Annotated in this window: 19 protein-coding genes and 3 tRNA genes; 16 read left to right on the top strand and 6 right to left on the bottom strand. The window is 63.0% G+C overall.

Annotation, left to right across the window (positions count from 1 at the left end; translation table 11 throughout):
• Positions 1-193 precede the first annotated feature (193 nt).
• The 5 genes from G559_RS0110825 to G559_RS0110805 all read left to right on the top strand — a co-directional run bounded on the left by G559_RS0110825 (position 194) and on the right by G559_RS0110805 (position 4,739).
• Positions 194-763 carry a GNAT family N-acetyltransferase gene (locus tag G559_RS0110825; RefSeq protein ID WP_028628238.1) on the top strand — a complete coding sequence of 190 codons (570 nt, stop codon included), beginning with the start codon at positions 194-196 and terminating at the stop codon, positions 761-763.
• Between the two features lie 3 nt (positions 764-766).
• A complete protein-coding gene (locus G559_RS0110820) occupies positions 767-1,609 on the top strand; it encodes an AraC family transcriptional regulator (protein WP_028628237.1) in 843 nt (280 codons plus the stop codon).
• 36 nt (positions 1,610-1,645) lie between these two features.
• Entirely contained in the window at positions 1,646-2,377 is a 732-nt protein-coding gene (locus tag G559_RS0110815; protein ID WP_028628236.1) for an AzlC family ABC transporter permease, read from the top strand.
• Entirely contained in the window at positions 2,359-2,688 is a 330-nt protein-coding gene (locus G559_RS0110810; protein WP_028628235.1) for an AzlD domain-containing protein, read from the top strand. The genes G559_RS0110815 and G559_RS0110810 overlap by 19 nt, the downstream gene beginning before the upstream one ends.
• 176 nt (positions 2,689-2,864) lie before the next feature.
• Positions 2,865-4,739 carry an MFS transporter gene (locus G559_RS0110805; protein WP_028628234.1) on the top strand — a complete coding sequence of 625 codons (1,875 nt, stop codon included), beginning with the start codon at positions 2,865-2,867 and terminating at the stop codon, positions 4,737-4,739.
• A gap of 42 nt (positions 4,740-4,781) precedes the next feature.
• Here G559_RS0110805 and sugE read toward each other — a convergent pair whose 3' ends face one another.
• The 3 genes from sugE to rdgC all read right to left on the bottom strand — a co-directional run bounded on the left by sugE (position 4,782) and on the right by rdgC (position 7,162).
• Complete coding sequence (gene sugE / locus G559_RS0110800; protein WP_028628233.1) at positions 4,782-5,096, bottom strand: quaternary ammonium compound efflux SMR transporter SugE; 315 nt, start codon at positions 5,094-5,096, stop codon at positions 4,782-4,784.
• Between the two features lie 141 nt (positions 5,097-5,237).
• Entirely contained in the window at positions 5,238-6,185 is a 948-nt protein-coding gene (locus G559_RS0110795; RefSeq protein ID WP_028628232.1) for a bile acid:sodium symporter family protein, read from the bottom strand.
• A gap of 56 nt (positions 6,186-6,241) precedes the next feature.
• Entirely contained in the window at positions 6,242-7,162 is a 921-nt protein-coding gene (gene rdgC, locus G559_RS0110790) for a recombination-associated protein RdgC (protein ID WP_028628231.1), read from the bottom strand.
• 158 nt (positions 7,163-7,320) lie between these two features.
• Here rdgC and G559_RS0110785 point away from each other — a divergent pair.
• From G559_RS0110785 to G559_RS0110765, 5 genes are all read left to right on the top strand, one after another.
• A tRNA-Val gene (locus G559_RS0110785) sits at positions 7,321-7,396 on the top strand.
• 14 nt (positions 7,397-7,410) lie between these two features.
• Positions 7,411-7,487, top strand: a tRNA-Asp gene (locus G559_RS0110780).
• A 68-nt stretch (positions 7,488-7,555) separates the two neighbouring features.
• Positions 7,556-7,628: transfer RNA gene (locus tag G559_RS0110775), tRNA-Val, on the top strand.
• A gap of 216 nt (positions 7,629-7,844) precedes the next feature.
• Complete coding sequence (locus tag G559_RS0110770) at positions 7,845-8,555, top strand: FKBP-type peptidyl-prolyl cis-trans isomerase (RefSeq protein WP_028628230.1); 711 nt, start codon at positions 7,845-7,847, stop codon at positions 8,553-8,555.
• Between the two features lie 372 nt (positions 8,556-8,927).
• The gene (locus G559_RS0110765; RefSeq protein ID WP_028628229.1) at positions 8,928-9,362 is read left to right on the top strand and encodes a YkvA family protein; all 435 of its coding nucleotides are present in this window, start codon (positions 8,928-8,930) and stop codon (positions 9,360-9,362) included.
• Here G559_RS0110765 and G559_RS0110760 read toward each other — a convergent pair.
• Complete coding sequence (locus G559_RS0110760; RefSeq protein ID WP_028628228.1) at positions 9,350-10,081, bottom strand: substrate-binding periplasmic protein; 732 nt, start codon at positions 10,079-10,081, stop codon at positions 9,350-9,352. The genes G559_RS0110765 and G559_RS0110760 overlap by 13 nt on opposite strands.
• Before the next feature lie 151 nt (positions 10,082-10,232).
• Here G559_RS0110760 and G559_RS0110755 point away from each other — a divergent pair, with 151 nt between their 5' ends.
• The 3 genes from G559_RS0110755 to G559_RS0110745 are packed head-to-tail and all read left to right on the top strand — an operon-like array spanning position 10,233 to position 11,376.
• Positions 10,233-10,547 carry a helix-turn-helix domain-containing protein gene (locus G559_RS0110755; RefSeq protein WP_028628227.1) on the top strand — a complete coding sequence of 105 codons (315 nt, stop codon included), beginning with the start codon at positions 10,233-10,235 and terminating at the stop codon, positions 10,545-10,547.
• On the top strand, positions 10,544-10,909 hold the full coding sequence (locus tag G559_RS0110750; protein ID WP_028628226.1) for a hypothetical protein: 366 nt from the start codon (positions 10,544-10,546) through the stop codon (positions 10,907-10,909). The genes G559_RS0110755 and G559_RS0110750 overlap by 4 nt, the downstream gene beginning before the upstream one ends.
• Positions 10,909-11,376, top strand: coding sequence for an SEL1-like repeat protein (locus tag G559_RS0110745; RefSeq protein ID WP_028628225.1), 468 nt, complete (start codon positions 10,909-10,911; stop codon positions 11,374-11,376). The genes G559_RS0110750 and G559_RS0110745 overlap by 1 nt, the downstream gene beginning before the upstream one ends.
• 43 nt (positions 11,377-11,419) lie before the next feature.
• Here G559_RS0110745 and G559_RS0110740 read toward each other — a convergent pair whose 3' ends face one another.
• On the bottom strand, positions 11,420-13,165 hold the full coding sequence (locus tag G559_RS0110740) for a bifunctional diguanylate cyclase/phosphodiesterase (RefSeq protein ID WP_028628224.1): 1,746 nt from the start codon (positions 13,163-13,165) through the stop codon (positions 11,420-11,422).
• Positions 13,166-13,248: 83 nt separating this feature from the next.
• On the bottom strand, positions 13,249-15,330 hold the full coding sequence (locus G559_RS0110735; RefSeq protein ID WP_028628223.1) for a carboxy terminal-processing peptidase: 2,082 nt from the start codon (positions 15,328-15,330) through the stop codon (positions 13,249-13,251).
• Between the two features lie 126 nt (positions 15,331-15,456).
• On the opposite strand from G559_RS0110735, the gene G559_RS0110730 reads away from it, so the two are divergent.
• From G559_RS0110730 to ahpF, 3 genes are all read left to right on the top strand, one after another.
• A complete protein-coding gene (locus G559_RS0110730; protein ID WP_028628222.1) occupies positions 15,457-16,422 on the top strand; it encodes an NAD(P)H-quinone oxidoreductase in 966 nt (321 codons plus the stop codon).
• A 157-nt stretch (positions 16,423-16,579) separates the two neighbouring features.
• Complete coding sequence (ahpC, locus tag G559_RS0110725; RefSeq protein WP_028628221.1) at positions 16,580-17,143, top strand: alkyl hydroperoxide reductase subunit C; 564 nt, start codon at positions 16,580-16,582, stop codon at positions 17,141-17,143.
• Positions 17,144-17,319: 176 nt separating this feature from the next.
• The gene (gene ahpF / locus G559_RS0110720; RefSeq protein ID WP_028628220.1) at positions 17,320-18,876 is read left to right on the top strand and encodes an alkyl hydroperoxide reductase subunit F; all 1,557 of its coding nucleotides are present in this window, start codon (positions 17,320-17,322) and stop codon (positions 18,874-18,876) included.
• The last annotated feature ends 86 nt before the right edge of the window (positions 18,877-18,962 follow it).

Below are 18,962 nucleotides of genomic sequence, written 5' to 3'. Positions count from 1 at the left end.
TTTCGCACCAAAGCCGGCAATTCGTCAGGCCGCTGCGACCAAGGTCGCAGGCGCTCTTGAGCCCCCGTCCGGGGGCTGCTAGCGTGCTCTATTGCCCGCGCTGTTTCGTTTGTCTGGCGCGGGCCCCTGCATGGCACTTCCGCTTGGCGTGACGTTCTCATCCGGCAGGGTTCTTTCGCCTGAGGAGGCGCAGATGTTCAATCCACAACCGGTCACCCTGCAGCGCGGCGCCCTGCGCCTCGATCCGCTGACGGAGGCCGATGTCCCGGCGCTGGTGACCCTGGCTGACGCAAACCGCGAAGCCCTCGTCTATATGAATGGTCCACTCCGTCCGGACTGGTATCGCCAGGGCTTGGCCGCCCAACGGGAAGGGCAGGCGGTGGTTTTCGCCATCCGACTGGGCGACAACCTGGTGGGCACCACCCGCTTTGCCGACTTCATGCCCAATCTGCCGGCCGCCGAAATTGGTTGGACCTGGCTCGCTGCCGGCGAGCACGGCAAGGGGCTGAACGCGTCGATCAAGTACCTGATGCTGCGCCACGCCTTCGAGGAGTGGCGGCTGGTGCGGGTGCAACTGAAGACCGCTGCCAGCAATCTGCGCTCGCAGGGTGCCATCGAGAAACTCGGTGCCCAGCGCGAGGGAGTGCTGCGCAATCATCGCCGCCTGGCGGACGGCCGTCTCGACGACAGCGTGCTCTATAGCATCACCGACCACGACTGGCCGGAGGTGAAGCAACGACTGGAGGCGCTGTTCAGCGCATAGGCCATGGGCGAACAGCGGGAAGACGCGCATTTCTGGCAGGCGGGCCATCTGGAGGGCTTGGAGCTGCTGTCCGCGCGATACATCGACCATCGCTTCGCTCCCCATGTGCATGACGGCTATGTAATCGCCGTGGTCGAGGCGGGTGCCGAGCGCTACCGCTACCGTGGCGCCGACCACCTGGCCGGCGCTGGGAGCCTGGCGTTGATCAATCCGGATGAGGTGCATACCGGCTCCAAGGGGCATGACGAGGGTTGGCGCTATCGGGTGTTCTACCCCGATGTTGCCCTGGTCCGCAGCGCGCTGGACGAGCTCGAGCTGCCACTGGCGGGAATGCCGGCCTTTATCGGCAGCGTGCACCAGGACCCTGACCTGGTGCGGATGTTCACTCATCTGCATCAACTGCTGGAAAGCGATGCCAGTGCCCTGCAGCAACAGACCTCCTGGCGCGAGGCTCTGCTGGCGCTGTTCCGTCGTCATGCCAGGTTGCCAGAGCCCGGTACACCCGGACGCGAACCCCAGGCCGTGCTGCGGGCCAAGAACCTGCTGCGCGAGCGCCTGGCCGAGCCGCCCTCCCTGGAGGAGCTGGCCGCCGAGGTCCGGCTCTCGCCCTTCCATTTCGCTCGAACCTTCCGCCGCGCCACCGGCATGCCGCCGCATGCCTGGCTCAAACAGCAGCGCCTGGACCATGCCCGTGTCTTGCTCAAGGCGGGCTGCGCGCCGGCTGGCGTTGCGGCGCAACTGGGCTTCTCCGACCAGAGTCACCTGACCCGCCAGTTCAAGCAGGCTTATGGCGTAGGCCCCGGCGAATATCGCAACGCCTGCGCAAGATCGTTCAAGACCCATTGATGGCCTGGCGCTAATCTCCCGGGACAAGGAGGCCCCATGTCCCGTACCACTGAGTTCATCCACGGCGCCCGAGACATCGTCCCGATGATCGTTGGCGCCATTCCGTTCGGCATCATCTTCGGCACCCTCGCCGCTGGCGCCGGCCTGTCCGCCTGGCAGACGCTGGGCATGTCGCTGCTAGTGTTCGCCGGTTCGTCCCAATTCATCGCGATTACCCTGCTCAGCGGCGGCGCCGGGGCGGCGGTGGTGCTGTTGACGACCTTCGTGGTCAACCTGCGCCACGCCCTCTACAGCGCCACCCTGCAGCCCTTCGTGCGCCACCTGCCGGCCCGCTGGCGGATGCCGCTGGCCTTCTGGCTGACGGACGAAGCCTTTGCCGTGGTTCAACACCGCTATGCCGAGCAGGACGCGTCGCCGCACAAGCACTGGTACTTCCTGGGGGCAGCCCTGGCCATGTACCTGAACTGGCAGCTCTGCACTTTGGTAGGCGTGCTCTTCGGCCAGGCGGTGCCCAACCTCGCGGCATGGGGGCTGGACTTCGCAATGCTCGCCACCTTCATCGGCATCGTCGTGCCCATGCTGCGCAACAAGCCGCAAGTCGCTGCCGCGCTGGTAGCGGGCGCGGTGGCGCTGGCCTGCCAGGGCCTGCCCTACAAGCTGGGCCTGATGGCCGCCGCCCTCAGTGGCATTGCCGTGGGTGTGGTGCTGGAGCGTCGCTATCGACTCGATCTGATGGGGGAGGGCATCTCATGCAAACCTGGAGCTTGATCCTTGGCATGGCGGCGATCACTTTCGCCATCCGCTACAGCCTGTTCGCCTGGCCAAACCTGAGCTTCCCGCCTCTGGTGCGCCAGGGCCTGCACTACGTGCCGACCGCCGTGCTCACCGCCATCGTGGTGCCGGGCATGCTGATGCCCGACGGCCAGCACTTCCACCTTGCCCTGGACAACGCCTACCTGCTGGCGGGCCTGGGGGCGATATTGATCGCCGCCCTGAGTCGCCACCTGCTGGCGACCATCCTCGGTGGCCTGGTGCTGTTCTTCCTGCTGCGCTGGGCGCTGGGGCAACTGCCGATCTGAATCGCACGTAGGATGCGGGAACGGACCTACCGGCTTCGTGCGCTGGCTTTCGCGGAAATGGCGCAAACATCTTTCTGGTGAATGTGGCTTTCGGCCAGTGTCTTGCTGTCCAATCAGCGACGTGTGCCTTGAGCGCACGAGGCTATTCCACTGCCAACCACCAGGTACCAAGGAAGATGAGCCAACACTCGCAATTCGCCCTGCTGGGCACACGGCGGTTCCTGCCGTTCTTCGTGACCCAGCTGCTCGGCGCCTTCAATGACAACATCTTCAAGCAGTCGCTGATCCTCGCGATCCTCTACAAACTCGCCATTTCCGGCGACAAGAGCGTTTTCACAAACCTCTGCGCGCTGCTGTTCATCCTGCCGTTCTTCCTCTTCTCTGCCCTCGGTGGCCAGTTCGGCGAGAAGTTCGCCAAGGATGCCCTGATCCGCGCCATCAAGCTGGCCGAGGTGGCCATCATGGCGGTGGGCGCCCTGGGGTTTTTCTTCGACAGCTTGCCGCTGCTGTTCCTGGCGCTGTTCGCGATGGGCACCCATTCGGCGCTGTTCGGCCCGGTGAAGTATTCGATCCTGCCGCAGGTGCTGCGAGAGGATGAGCTGGTGGGGGGCAACGCCCTGGTGGAAATGGGCACTTTCCTGGCCATCCTCGCCGGTACCATCAGCGCTGGCCTCATGATGTCCGCCGAGCGCTACGAGCCGATCGTCGCCTGCGCCATCGTCCTTACCGCGAGCCTGGGATACCTGGCCAGCCGCGGAATTCCCCGGGCGGCGGCAGCCCTGCCGGGACTTGCGCTTGACTGGAACATCTTCCGCCAGTCCTGGCAGATCATGCGCCTGGGTCTTGGTCAGCGGCCGTCGGTATCGCGCTCGCTGGTGGGCAACTCCTGGTTCTGGTTCCTTGGTGCCGTTTACCTGACGCAGATTCCGGCCTATTCCAAGGAGTTGCTGCACGGCGACGAGAGCGTCGTGACCCTGATCCTCACCGTGTTCTCGGTGGGCATTGCGCTGGGCTCGATGCTCTGTGAGCGGCTTTCAGGCGGAAAGGTGGAAATCGGTCTGGTGCCCTTCGGCTCCATCGGCCTGACCCTGTTCGGCTTGCTGCTCTGGTGGCATTCCGGCGAGTTCCCGCAGGGCGCCGTCCCCCATGACTGGCTGGCGCTGCTGGGCCACGGCCAGGCCTGGCTGATCCTCGCCGACATCCTCGGCATCGGCCTGTTCGGAGGTTTCTACATCGTGCCGCTATATGCGTTGATCCAGTCGCGTACGGCGGAGAACGAGCGGGCACGGGTGATTGCCGCGAACAACATCCTCAATGCGCTGTTCATGGTGGTCTCGGCCATCGCCTCGATCCTTTTCCTCAGCGTCGCCGGGCTGTCGATCCCGGAGCTGTTCCTAGTGGTGTCGCTGATGAACATCGCGGTGAATAGCTACATCTTCAAGATCGTGCCGGAGTTCACCATGCGCTTCCTGGTCTGGCTGCTCGGCCATTCCATGTACCGCGTGGAGCACAAGGGCCTGGAGGCGATCCCGGAGGAAGGTCCGGCGGTGCTGGTGTGCAATCACGTGTCCTTCGTCGATGCCCTGCTGATCGGCGGGGCGGTGCGGCGGCCGGTGCGCTTTGTCATGTATTACAAGATCTACCAGCTGCCGGTGCTGAATTTCGTTTTCCGCACCGCTGGCACCGTGCCCATCGCTGCGCGGCATGAAGACCTGCTGGTCTACGACGCAGCCTTCAAGCGCATCGCCGAGTACCTGCGCAACGGCGAGGTGGTGTGCATCTTCCCCGAAGGCAAACTGACCTCCGACGGTGAGCTGAATGAGTTCAAGAGCGGCATAGAGCGCATTCTGGAAGAGAACCCGGTGCCGGTGATTCCCATGGCGTTGCAGGGGCTTTGGGGCAGCTTCTTCAGCCGCGACCCGGCCAAGGGTTTGTTCCGGCGTTTCTGGTCACGCATTTGCTTGGTGGCGGGTGCCCCGTTGTCACCGGAGCGGGTCGACCGCCAGACCCTGCAGCTGCAGGTGGCCGAGCTCCGAGGTGATGCCCGGTGAATAGAAAAAGCCGCGCATTGCGCGGCTTTTTCATTTCGGGTGTCAGTGGCTGAGCTTGAGGCCGATCAAGCCACAAACGATCAGCGCGACGCTGAGCAGACGCACCAGCGCCATGGACTCGCCGAACAGGATGACACCGGCGATCACGGTGCCTACTGCGCCGACGCCAGTCCAGATGGCATAGGCCGTGCCCAGGGGCAGTTCTTTCATGGCCAGGCCGAGAAGGCCCAGGCTGACGAGCATCGCGGCAACAGTGAGGGCTGTGGGAAGAGGCTTGCTGAAACCGTCGGTGTACTTCAGGCCGACGGCCCAACCCACCTCGAACAGGCCGGCGAAGAAGAGAATGATCCAGGACATGTGACCTCCAGAGAGACGACAGATTGAGCTGGGGCCGTCCCCGGTGAGCACTCGCAGAGTGGTAAGGTCGTCCTTACGCTGCGCAATATTTTGCACATCCTGGCCGACCGGACAAGTCCGGTCGGCGGAGTGGCTCGGGAATTACTGCTGATCGGCCCGGGAGCCGTCGTCCATGCGCCGATAGATCGCGGCGAGCAGGGAGCCTGAGAGGTTGTGCCAGACACTGAACAGTGCGCTGGGGACCGCCGCCAGGGGCGAGAAGTGTGCACTGGCCAGCGCAGCGCCAAGGCCGGAGTTCTGCATGCCGACTTCGATGGAAAGCGTCTTGCGCTGGGCCAGCGGCAGTCCGAATACACGCCCGGCCAGGTAACCCAGGGTCAGGCCGAGGCCGTTGTGCAGGACCACCACTGCCATGATCAGCAGGCCGGATTCGGCGATCTTCGCCTGGCTGGCGGCCACTACCGCGGCAACGATGGCGACAATGCTGACCACCGATACCAGTGGCAGCACATCGACTGCAACACGCACACGCTCGCCCAGCAGGCGCTGGGCTACCAGGCCGAGGGCGATGGGCAGCAGTACAACCTGCAGGATGGACATGAACAGGGCGCTGAACTGCACCGGCAACCAGGCCGAGGCCAGCAGCCAGATCAGGGCGGGCGTCACCAGGGGGGCGAGGAGGGTGGTCACCGCAGTGATCGCCACCGACAGCGCAACGTCCCCGCGGGAGAACCAGGTCATCACGTTGGAGGCGGTACCGCCCGGGCAGCAACCCACTAGGATGACTCCGACGGCAATCTCCGGCGGTAACTGCAGCAGTTTGCAGAGTAGCCAGGCCAGGCCCGGCATGATGATGAACTGGGCGACCACGCCGATCATCACCCGCATCGGACGCCGCGCCACTTCGCGGAAGTCTTCGGTCTTCAGGGTCAGGCCCATGCCAAACATGATCAGCCCGAGCAGGGGGACGATCCACGAGGTCAACGGCAGGAACCAGGCCGGCAGGTAGAAGGCCAGCACGGCGAACAGCAGAATCCACAGGGCAAATGTGTTGCCGACAAAGCGGCTGAGGGCAGCGAGGACGCGCATGGTCATTCCTTGGCCTTATCGTGGAAGCGCCGGCTCGGGGCCGGCGCTCGGGAGGGTCAGACGCCCTGCGGAATCTCTTCGCCGCCCAGGGCCTCGAAGAGCTGGGGGATGAACTCCACCAGGGTCAGCATCATCAGGGTGAAGCTTGCGTCGAGCTGGCTGAGTGCGTCGTCGCCGCCGTCCTGTTCGGCCTTCTCCTGCAGCAGGTCCTCGAAGCGCAGGCGCTTGATCACCAGTTTGTCGTCGAGGATGAAGGACAGCTTGTCCTGCCAGGCCAGGGACAGCTGGGTGACGAGCTTGCCGGAGGTCAGGTGCAGCTGGATCTCGTCGCTGGTCAGGTCCTGGCGCTTGCAGCGCACCACACCGCCTTCTTCGTCGGTGTCGCGCAGTTCGCACTCGTCCAGTACGTAGAAATCGCTGGCGGCTTCCTGGGTCTTGACCCAAGTGGTGAGCGTGGCGGTGGGGGCGATCTTCACCGAAGCCGGACGCACGGGCAGCGAGCCGATGGCTTCACGCAGGGTGGATAGCAGGTCTTCGGCGCGCTTCGGGCTGGAGGCGTCGACCAGGATCAGGCCCTGGGCCGGGGCTATGGCGGCAAAAGTGGCCGACTTGCGGATGAAGGCACGCGGCAGGAACGTCTGGACGATCTCGTCTTTCAGTTGATCGCGCTCCTTCTTGTAGACCTTGCGCATCTGCTCGGTCTCGATCTGGTCGACCTTTTCTTTCAGCGCATCGCGCACCACGCTGCCGGGGAGAATGCGCTCTTCCTTGCGCGCGGCCACCAGGAGGAAGCCTTCGCTGACATGAACCAGCGGCGCATCCGCGCCTTTGCCGAAGGGCGCCACGAATCCGTAGGTGGTCAGCTCCTGGCTGGCACATGGCCGGGCCGGCTTGGTAGCCAGCGCGGCTTCCAGCGCCTCGGCATCAATATTCAGATCCTGGGTGAGGCGATAGACAAGCAGGTTGCGAAACCACATAGGGGAAAACCTCTGGACACAAAGGGCGCATTATTCTCATCGGGAGGTGTTGGGCTCAACCCTGAGCTAAGCCTTTGGAAGGCCTGAGAATTTTTTTTCAAAAGGGACTTGCCAGGGTCCCGATACCTCTCTAGAATGCGCCCCACTTCGAGAGTGAAGGGTGATTAGCTCAGCCGGGAGAGCATCTGCCTTACAAGCAGAGGGTCGGCGGTTCGATCCCGTCATCACCCACCATCTCGCAGTTACGCGCAGCGGTAGTTCAGTCGGTTAGAATACCGGCCTGTCACGCCGGGGGTCGCGGGTTCGAGTCCCGTCCGCTGCGCCATATTCAAAGCCCTCAGGTGACACCTGGGGGTTTTTCATTTAGTGTGCGGACCCTCGTGGGACGCATCCGGGTGATTAGCTCAGCCGGGAGAGCATCTGCCTTACAAGCAGAGGGTCGGCGGTTCGATCCCGTCATCACCCACCCAAGCAAAGCCCTCAGGTAGCAATGCCTGGGGGCTTTTTCTTTGTCTGGCCGAAAGGTCCTACAGCACTGTCATCATTGCTTACGTGACGCGGCGCAAGACGCTGAACTTATTGCCAAACCCCTGTTCTCATTGCCCATAGCCACTCCTCGCGGCGGCCTGCTAAGCTCGCCGCTCCATCGTATTGCCATCACGGCGACAGACAAGGATTCAGCATGAAACAACATCGGTTGGCGGCCGCTGTGGCCCTGGTGGGCCTGGTTCTCGCGGGCTGCGATTCGCAGACCAGCGTTGAACTCAAGACTCCGGCCCAGAAAGCCTCCTACGGTATCGGCCTGAACATGGGCAAGAGCCTGGCTCAGGAAGGCATGGATGACCTTGATCCCAAGGCCGTTGCGCAAGGTATCGAAGACGCCATCGGCAAAAAGGAGCAGCGCCTGAAGGACGAAGAGCTGGTTGAAGCCTTTGCCTTCCTGCAGAAGCGTGCCGAAGAGCGCATGACTGCGCTGAATGCCGAGAACGCCAAAGCCGGCAAGAAATTCCTCGAAGACAACGGCAAGCGCGAAGGCGTGGTGACCACCGCTTCTGGCCTGCAGTACGAGATCGTGAAGAAGGCCGAAGGTGCGCAGCCCAAAGCCACCGACGTAGTGACCGTTCACTACGAAGGCAAGCTGACCGATGGCACCGTATTCGACAGCTCCGTCCAGCGTGGCAGCCCCATCGACCTGCCGGTCAACGGCGTGATCCCGGGTTGGGTCGAAGGCCTGCAACTGATGCATGTGGGCGAAAAGGTCAAACTCTTTATCCCCAGCGAGCTGGCCTACGGCGAGCAGAGCCCGAGCCCGGCCATTCCGGCCAACTCGGTGCTGGTGTTCGACCTGGAACTAATCAGTATCAAGGATCCGGCCGCCGCCGAGCAGCAGTAAGCGGCAGTTGGTTCCCTGGAAACGCCCCGTCTCGACGGGGCGTTTTCGCTTCCGTCGCCGGTCCCGCTCGAACCGAGAGCCGACCTTTCGGTCACAACGGGAGTGGGGTGGTGGGAAAGTGTTACGGTTATGCACATGACCGGGTAACCATGCCCGTACCGAGTGCGACCTGCGGTCGCATTGCGGACCGCCAGGTCAAATGCTTGATTTTGCTGGTCTTTTGGCGCTGGGTAAAATTTGCCCGATCTGTCGCGGAGCCGCATGATATGGGCGTTTTCCCCTCTCTGTGGAAAACTGTTCACAAGGTTATCCACAGATTTCGTGGATAACCGCGCCAAGCCCTCTAGGCCAAGCTTCTGCCGAGGAGTACCGATGAAAGCACCTTGGAATTTCCAGCGTTACCTGACCCTGGCACAACGTTTCCTGGCCGGTGGGCGATTGCCGTCACTGCTGTTGGCTGCATCCCGCAAGAGCTCGAGCCAGAGCGGTCGTCTTGGCGCGGTGAAAGATGACTTGCGACTGTTACTGTCCCTGGCCAATGCCTGGCTGCGTGGTGAGTACCGGCAGATCAACCCCAAGGCATTCCTCGCGGTGGTGGGGGCATTGCTCTACTTTGTCACGCCTCTCGATGCGCTTCCGGACTGGCTGGTTGGCATGGGCTTCGTCGACGACCTGGCGGTGCTGGCCTGGGTCCTGAAGACCTGGGGTGGCGAGTTGGACGCCTTCCGGGCATGGCGCGAGAAGCAGTCACCGGAAGTGCAGGCGGTCCTGGAGCGATTGCCGGCCCCGGACTCTCAGCGGTCCTGAAGCCCGGCGCGCTGCTGTTCGCCTTGCAGCAGTGATTCGAGTTCGCCGCTGTCCCGCAGGCTCCGCAGCGCAGCATCCAAGTGTTCGGCTGCTACTGGCAGCTGGTTGCCATAGGCGCAATGCAAACGATAGCGCTCCACTACCCAGGGGCTGAACACCAGCGGTACGTCAGGGCGCGCGGCCAATTCATAGGCGAGGGCACGGCGCATGTCGATGACGGCATCCAGCCGCTTGTGGCTCAGCAGGTTCAGGCGAGTGTCCAGGTCGCGCACGTCCTTGCGTTCCACGTCGTGGTTCGCGAAGGCTTCCATCAACGGCATGCTGTAGGCGTAACCCAAGCTGGTGCCCAGCACCTTGCCCTTGAGATCGGTCAGACCGTTGATCGCTGGGCTGTCGCGGTGCTGGAGAAGGACGTCTTCTTCTTCGAACAACGGTGGCGACCAGTGATAGGCCGGAGCGTCGACCATCCACTCGGGGTTGGAATTGCAGATCAGATGGATGCGCCCGTTCTTCAGGGATTCCTCGATGCGTTTGTTCGGTGTTTCGACGAAGCTCACCGAAACAGACAGATCCTTGGCAATACGTTCGCCGAGGCGACGGATGAAGCCGCCGAGCAGGACATGTTCGCTCACCTGAACGTAAGGCATGCCATCAGCCGGGCCGAAGCCCCAGCGCAGCTCTTCGGCCCGCAGCAGGCCGGGCCAGAGGCTGGCGAGTATCCAGAAAACCACATGAAAATGCCGCGTCACGTACCTTCCCCCGCCTGGTGGACGCAGTATAGTTCACCCTCTGCGGGCCCTTGGCCTGATAATATGGCCGCCTGCATGGAGGTGCTGAAGCAGTCGGCACTGCGTTCCACGGGGAGCTTCAATGAGTGTGCAAGTGATCATGCGTGACGGCCAGGCGGAGTACGCAGTACTGCCCTGGGCCGAGTACCAGGCGCTACTGCGCGCCGCCGGCCAGGCCACCACTGAAACGGCCGCCGAGCCTGCCAGGACGGCGATCGGCCAAATGAAGTCGCTGCGCGAAGCCCAGGGACAGAGCCTGGAGCAACTGGCCCGTGCGGTGGGCATCAGCCCCCACTACCTCGGGCTGATCGAGCGCGGCGAGCGTGAGCCTGATGAAGCCATCAAGCGCGGTCTGGCGCGTGCCCTCGGGGTTTCCGGCTGGGAGTCCGGATCTTGAGTCTGCGAATCAGCCGCCAGCACTGGCAAGCCCTGTTGAATGAACTGGAAGACGCACGCCGTCAGCGGCACCTGCTGACTTATCGGGCGTTGATCGAACGTCTGCAATTGCCATCCCCGGCCATGCAGACCCTCACTGCGGCCCTTGAGCATCTGGCTGCCCTCGATGCCCGCGCCGAGCGTCCACTGCGTAGTTCCCTGGTCATCAGCCAGGGTGCCAGCCGCTTGCCGCGCACCGGCTTCTTCGAGTGCGTCGAGCGCCTGGGGCGCTTCGCCGGTCCTCCGGATGGCATCGCAGCGGCCTCCTGGCATGCCTCCGAAGTGGCTCGGGTGTTCGAGTTCAGCTACCCCGAGGAACAGTGATGTTCTGGAAGCTGAGAGCGCGGATTGGCTATCAGGCGGCGCGCTGGCTGATACGCTTTCCGAAACTGGTCGCCCAACCCCGTGCCTGGCAGTGGATGCAGGGCCAGTACGCACGAATGGCTGCCTTGGGCGATGTGCCTGCGCAGAGCTTCTACGGTCACTTGCTGCTGCACCGTGGGCATGGTTTCGGTGCGCGGGAGGAGGGTATTCGCCTACTGCGCCAGGCGGCTCAGGCTGGTGATGGCAAGTCCGCCTACCAACTGGGCGTGCTGAGCCTGGCTGGTGACGCCCGCCAGGCACCGGATGCCGCCGACGCCGCGCGCTGGTGGGGCCTGGCCGCCGATGCCGGCCATCCTCTGGCCGCGCGCAAACTGGCCGATCTCTATCGCGATGGCGGACCGGGCCTCGAGCCGGATTCCGACGCTGCCCAGCGTGCCGCCCGGCGCGCGGGTGAACTTGGCCTCTGACTCGCCGCCGAGCTGAGCCACACCGGCAGCATCCCTGGACCCTTCAAACCGCTTCGATGATGTGCAGGCTGTAGCCGGGCATGGCCTTGGCGTGGCGTTTGGCTTCCGACGCGAGCCCCGCCAGCTGCGAGGCGTCCAGTTGGTTGCAATCCTCGGGTTTGAGGGGCACCACACCGATGGATAGCGACAGCAGGGGAAATTCTTCGCGCTGGCCTTGGCGGTTGTGGGCGACGAAGCACCCCGCCTGCAAGTGGTCGTTGCGGTAGAAACGTCGGCACTGGCCCTGGAAGTCTTCCAGCAAGTAACTGAGTCGGACGCGCCAGTCGTCCGACCCCAGTACCAGCAAGAAGTCATCGCCGCCTATATGGCCGACGAAATCCCGCGCCGGGTCCACCCGTTCGCTCAGGCACTGGGCCAGGCAAAGCAGCACTTCGTCACCCTTGGCGTAACCGTAGAGGTCGTTGAAGGGTTTGAAACTGTCGATGTCCACGTAGCAGATCACCGCTTGGCGGCGTTGCTGCAGCAACCGCGTCAGGCACTGCTGGATGGGTACGTTACCCGGCAGCAAGGTCAGCGGGTTGGCATGTCGGGCCTGCTGGATCTTCAGCTCAGTGATCAGTTTGAGCACATCGATAACTCGTCCCAGCCCCCGATAGCGGCCGTCGAGGATGAGGATGAAGTCTTCTTCGATACGCTGTCTGGCACGGCTGGTGATCAGGCGACTGACCTGTTGCAGGGATTGCCCCATTTCCACTGCGAGGAAATCCGTGCTCATCAGCCGGTTCACGGATTTGCGGGTGAACAGGTCGGTGGCGAAGGGGCGGAGCAAGGCTTCCGAAAGCAGGTGGCGATGGACGATTCCGACCGGTCGCTGATGGGCGTCGAGCACCGCGAGCGAGTTGAGATTGGCCTGGGCACGAAAGGCTTCGAGCACCTCGTGGATGGGGGTCTCCTCGTGCACAGCCGGTTGCTCGTTGAGCAGGGCGGAAAGGTCGCTGCTCTCCTCGTTCATGTTGCCGGTCGATTCCAGCGGTGGCAGCAGGACGCGCGCATCACGAGAGGGATGTTCCTGGGGGCGTCCGAGAAGATAGCCCTGGACCAGGTCGATACCCATTTCCGCGAGCACCGCCAGCTCTTCCGCCAGTTCGATGCCTTCGGCTATGACCTGGGCGCGGGAAGCCTTGGCCATTTTCAGGATGGATTCGACGAACTCGCGCTTCACCGCATCCTGGTGGATGCCGTCGATGAAATGGCGGTCGATCTTCACGTAATCCGGACGCAGCTCGGACCACAGGCGCAGGCTGGAATAGCCCGCGCCCAGGTCGTCCAGGGCGATGGAGAAGCCCATGGCGCGGTAGTGGTGCAGGGCGGTATCGAGCAGGTTGAAGTCTTCGGTCGGCGTCTGCTCGGTGAGTTCGATGACCACCTGACTGGGGGGGATGCCGAAGGCTTGCAGCATTTGCAGGGTACGCCCCGGCTGGTGTGCCGGGTCCAGCAACGACTCCGGGGAAACGTTGAGGAACAGCAGGCCGTCGAGCTTGAGCTCCTTGAAGCGGCGGCAGGCGCTCTTGCGACATGCCATTTCCAGGTCGCTCAGACGCCCTGCGTGGCGCGCCACCGCGAACAGGGTCATTGGCGAGTGCAGCGGGCTGTTGGATGGGCCGCGGGTCAGGGCTTCGTAGCCGATGATGCGCCGTTCAGACAGCGACAGGATTGGCTGGAACAGGCTGTGCAAGTCGCCGTGAGCGAGGATCAGGCCCAGCGCGCTCAACTGCTCGGTGACGGTCATGCTGTTACTCGTGAAAAAGAAAGGGGCCGCGATTGCGGCCCCCGAATTTCACGACAGATATATGACAGCGTTATGACATCATTTCAATGTTTCGCCACGGATGCGTTCAGGCCCAGGTAATCCAACAGGATCTGTCCGGTTTCAGTCAGGTAGGCGTCATCTTCCGGTTTGGTCTTTTCCTCTTCTACCGGCACGGCGTCTTCGTCTTCCGGCTTGAGCTCCTTCAGAAGTTCTTCGCCCTTGGCCTTGCGACGGGTGTTCTCCATCGCCAACTGCTTGGCCTCGATGTCAGTCTGTTCGGCGCGGCGCTTGGTCTCGTTGAGGCTGACCACGGTGTCCTTCATCAGCTTCTGTGCCAGAGCCAGGCGCTCTCGGCTGTAGACGAAGTCCGGATTCTGCGCTGTGCGCGAATCGTGGCGGGCCTTCAGCTCGGCCAGGAACGGCTTGAAGGGGTCCAGCTCGGGCTTGATGGCCGGGCGGATGCTGTCCCAGGGCATGGCTTCGGGCAGGGCGCTTTCACCGATCTGCTTGGTGTCTACCACCGAGGGGTACTCGATGTCCGGCAGCACGCCCTGGTGCTGGGTGCTCTGGCCGGACACGCGGTAGAACTTGGCCAGGGTCAGCTTGAGCTCGCCATGGTTCAACGGCTGGATGGTCTGCACGGTGCCCTTGCCGAAGGTCTGGCCACCGATGATCAGCGCGCGGTGGTAGTCCTGCATGGCGCCGGCGAAGATCTCCGAGGCCGACGCGGACAGGCGGTTGACCAGCACGGCCATCGGGCCGGTGTAGTAAGTGCCGGTATTCTCGTCGGCCAGCACATCGACGCGGCCGTCGCTGTTGCGAACCAGTACGGTCGGCCCCTGGTCGATGAACAGGCCGGTCAGCTCGGTGGCTTCCTGCAGGGAGCCGCCGCCGTTGTTGCGCAGGTCGATGACCACGCCGTCGACTTTCTCCTTCTGCAGCTCGCCGAGGAGTTTCTTCACGTCACGGGTGGTGCTCTTGTACTCGGGATCACCAGCGCGGAAGGCCTTGAAGTCCAGGTAGAAGGCCGGTACCTCGATCACGCCGAGCTTGAACTTGCTGCCTTCATGCTCGAGGTTGATGACGGATTTCTTCGCGGCCTGTTCTTCCAGCTTCACGGCTTCGCGGGTGATGGCGACTACCTTGCTGGTCTGGTCGTTCGGGGCGTTGCTGGCCGGAATCACTTCCAGGCGCACCACGGAGCCTTTCGGGCCGCGGATCAGCTTGACCACCTCGTCCAGGCGCCAGCCGATCACATCGACCATTTCGCCGTTGCCCTGGGCAACGCCAACAATCTTGTCCGCCGGTGCGACCTGCTTGCTCTTCTCGGCAGGCCCCGCCGGTACGAGGCGCACCACCTTCACGTACTCGTTGTCGCTCTGCAACACGGCGCCGATGCCCTCGAGGGACAGGCTCATGTTGATGTCGAAGTTTTCCGCGTTATCCGGGGAGAGGTACTGGGTGTGCGGGTCGTAAGTCTGGGCGAAGGCGTTGATGTAGGCCTGGAATACGTCCTCGCCACGAGTCTGGTCGAGGCGGGAAAGCTGATTCTTGTAGCGTTTGATCAGCAGCTCCTGGATGGCCTTGGGGTCCTTCTTGGCGATCTTCAGGCGCAGTACTTCATCTTTCACGCGCTTGCGCCAGAGGTCATCAAGGGCCGCGCGGTCCTTGGCCCAGGGGGCTTTCTCGCGGTCGGTTTCCAGGTTTTCGTCGACGGTGAAATCGATCTTGTCGACGCCCTTGTCGAGCATCGCAAGGGCGAAGTCCAGGCGTTCCTTCAGGCGGTCAAGGTGGCGCTTGTAGATGACGAAGCCGGGCTCCAAGTCACCGCTTTTCAGCAGGTCGTCGAAGCGCGTGCGCCACTTGTCGAATTCCGCGATATCGGCGGCGGTGAAGTACATTCGCGCCGGGTCGAGGAGCTTGAGGTAGCCCTCGTAGATCTTCACCGAGCGCTCATCGTTGAGCGGCGGCTTGTTGTAGTGGTGGCGCTTGAGCAGCTCCACTACGTTGAGGCTGGCGATCACCTGTTCGCGGTCGGGCTGAATGGCATCCCAACTGTTCGGGGCTGTGGGGGCGGCATGCAGCGGCAGGATGCTGACGCTGAGGGCCAAGGCAAGTGCAGAACTGATCAGGGAGCGCTTCATGCTGATTCGACGTCGGGACAGGTGATAACGCATATTAGGCCGTATTTGAGGGCGCCGGGTTCCATTGGCGCAATGCGAAGGCCCGGCTACTCGCCGGGCCAGGTCCAAGCTCACTATGGAGGCACCGTGAAGGCATTGCAAGGCGTCGAAGGGCGCGTGGAGTGGGGGGAGCGGGCCAGTCCGGCCTGTGACGTGGGGCAAGTGCGGATTCGCGTGGCGGCTGCCGGCCTGAACCGGGCCGACCTGTTGCAGCGCGCCGGGCTTTATCCGCCGCCGCCGGGAGCCAGCGACATTCTTGGCCTGGAAGCCTCCGGAGTGATTGCCGAGGTGGGGTCCGGCAGTGGTGCCTGGCGGGTGGGTGACCGTGTCTGCTGTCTGCTTGCCGGCGGCGGCATGGCCGAGGAAGTGGTGGTGGATGCCCGCCATGTGCTGCCCGTGCCGGAAGGCTTGTCCCTGGCTGAGGCTGCCGCGTTGCCGGAGGTTTACGCCACGGCCTGGCTCAACCTGTTCCAACTGGCCGGCATCAAGCCTGGCGAGAAAGTGCTGCTGCACGCCGGGGCCAGTGGTGTCGGCTCGGCAGCCATCCAGCTGTGCAAGGCCTTCGGCAATCCCTGCTGGGTCAGTGTGGGCTCGGCGGAGCGCCTGGCCTATTGCGAATCCCTCGGTGCCCAAGGCGGCGCGCTGCGCGGCGAGAGTCTGGAAAGCCTGCGTGATTTCGGCCCCTTCGACGTGATTCTCGACCCGGTAGGCGGCAACTACGCCAGTCTCAACCTGGCCCTGGCCGCCACCGACGGGCGCTGGGTGAACATTGGCCTGATGGGCGGGCGCAAGGCCGAGCTGGACATGGCCCTGCTGCTGGGCAAGCGGGTGCAGTTGATCGGCTCTACCCTGCGCAGCCGCGACGAGCAGTTCAAGGCTGACCTCATCAGCGAGTTGCGCCAGCAGGTCTGGCCGCTGTTCGAGGAAGGCCGCCTGCAACCACGCCTGGAAAAAGCCTATTCGGCCAAAGACGCCGAGGCTGCCTTCGAGGCGCTGGCCAGCAACCAGGTGGAAGGAAAGCTGGTGCTCCTGCTCGACGAAAGCCTCGTCTGATGCGGGACTCTCCGGCGCTCCAGGCCACGCGTGGCGGGGTGTCGGGGAGTTGGATTGAAGTAATCAATCGTTCTGATGGGGTCAATCAATATGATCTTTTTGGAATAACCCAATACTCTTCGTCGGGTAAATTTCCTAACCCAACGAGGACGTTGCGATGTCTCTGATCAATACCGAAGTCAAACCCTTCAAAGCCACCGCCTACCATCAGGGCAAGTTCGTCGAACTGACCGAAGCCAGCCTGAAGGGCAAGTGGTCCGTATTCTTCTTCTACCCGGCTGACTTCACCTTCGTTTGCCCGACCGAACTGGGCGACCTGGCCGACAACTACGCCGAGTTCCAGAAACTGGGCGTGGAAATCTACGGTGTGTCCACTGACACCCACTTCACCCACAAGGCCTGGCACGACACCTCCGACACCATCGGCAAGATCCAGTACCCGCTGATTGGCGACCCGACCTGGGTTCTGTCGAAGAACTTCGAAGTTCTGATCGAAGAAGCCGGTCTGGCTGACCGTGGCACCTTCGTGATCGATCCGGAAGGCAAGATTCAGATCGTCGAAGTCAACGCCGGCGGCATCGGCCGTGACGCCCAGGAACTGCTGCGCAAGGTCAAGGCTGCCCAGTACGTGGCTGCCCATCCGGGCGAAGTCTGCCCGGCCAAGTGGAAGGAAGGCGAAGCCACTCTGGCCCCGTCTCTGGATCTGGTAGGCAAGATCTAAAAACGGTCGGGAAGCTGTTGCGCTTGCTCTCGACGCTTCCCACTCCGTTTTACTCCCTGTAAAGGCGTGCGGAGGGCCTTTCGGCAATCCGCTCGTATCACACCCCTCATCCCGTTTCGGGCGGCCGGCGACGGCCGTCGAGGGGTGACTCATGCCCGAAATAAAGGAAATCGCACATGTTGGACGCCAATCTTAAAACCCAGTTGAAGGCCTACCTCGAAAAGGTCACCCAGCCGTTCGAGATCGTCGCGTCCCTCGATGACAGCGACAAATCCCGCGAATTGCTCGGGCTGCTGCAAGACATCGTCGGCCTGACCGACAAGATCACCCTGAAGACCGATGGCAGCGACGCCCGTCGCCCGTCGTTCTCCCTGAATCGCCCCGGTGCCGACATCGCCCTGCGTTTTGCCGGTATCCCCATGGGCCACGAGTTCACTTCGCTGGTGCTGGCCTTGCTGCAAGTGGGTGGTCACCCATCCAAGCTTGCCGCTGATGTGATCGAGCAGATCAAGTCGATCGAAGGCGAGTTCAGCTTCGAAACCTATTTCTCGCTGTCCTGCCAGAACTGCCCCGACGTGGTGCAGGCGCTGAACCTGATGGCCGTGCTCAACCCGAACATTCGCCACGTCGCCATCGACGGCGCGCTGTTCCAGGACGAAGTCGAGCAGCGCCAGATCATGTCCGTGCCGAGCATCTACCTGAACGGCGAGCTGTTCGGCCAGGGCCGCATGGGCGTGGAAGAAATCCTCGCCAAGATCGACACCGGCGCCGCTGCCCGCGATGCCGAGAAGCTCAATGCCAAGGCCGCCTTCGACGTGCTGGTCATCGGCGGTGGTCCGGCTGGCGCATCCGCAGCTATCTATGCCGCACGCAAAGGCATTCGCACTGGCGTCGCTGCCGAGCGCTTCGGTGGCCAGGTGCTGGATACCATGGCCATCGAGAACTTCATCTCCGTGCAGGAGACCGAAGGCCCGAAACTGGCCCGCGCCCTGGAAGAGCACGTCAAGCAATACGACGTCGACATCATGAACCTGCAGCGCGCCTCCGCACTGGTCCCTGCCAAGGTCGAGGGCGAGTTGCATGAAGTACGCTTCGAGAGCGGTGCATCGCTTAAAGCCAAGACCGTGATCCTTTCCACCGGCGCCCGCTGGCGTGAGATGAACGTACCCGGCGAGCAGGAATACCGTGGCCGCGGCGTAGCCTATTGCCCGCACTGCGATGGCCCGCTGTTCAAGGGCAAGCGCGTTGCCGTGATCGGCGGTGGCAACTCCGGCGTCGAGGCCGCCATCGACCTGGCCGGCATCGTCGCCCATGTCACCCTGATCGAGTTCGACGACAAGCTGCGTGCAGACGCGGTGCTGCAGAAAAAGCTGGCCAGCCTGCCCAACGTCAACGTCATCAAGAGCGCGCTGACCACTGAAGTGAAAGGCGATGGCCAGAAGGTCAACGGTCTGGTCTACAAGGACCGCAACACCGATGAACTGCGTACGCTGGAGCTGGAAGGCATCTTCGTGCAGATCGGCCTGCTGCCCAACAGCGAATGGCTGAAGGGTGTGGTGGAGCTTACCCCGCGCGGCGAGATCATCGTCGACGCCAAGGGCCAGACCAACATCCCCGGCGTGTTCGCTGCCGGTGACGTCACCACCGTTCCGTACAAGCAGATCGTGATCGCCGTGGGCGAGGGCGCCAAGGCGTCGCTGGGTGCCTTCGATCACCTGATCCGTACGACCTGATTTACTCAGCGTGGTGTGCTGAAGTGGCGGAGGCCTGCAAGGGCTCTCCGCTTTTTTTATGTCCGCGCGGCTTCCCTGTATCCTTC

It is taken from the genome of Metapseudomonas resinovorans DSM 21078 (assembly GCF_000423545.1).
Taxonomy (GTDB): domain Bacteria; phylum Pseudomonadota; class Gammaproteobacteria; order Pseudomonadales; family Pseudomonadaceae; genus Metapseudomonas; species Metapseudomonas resinovorans.
This window is presented reverse-complemented; position numbering and strand designations above follow the sequence as displayed.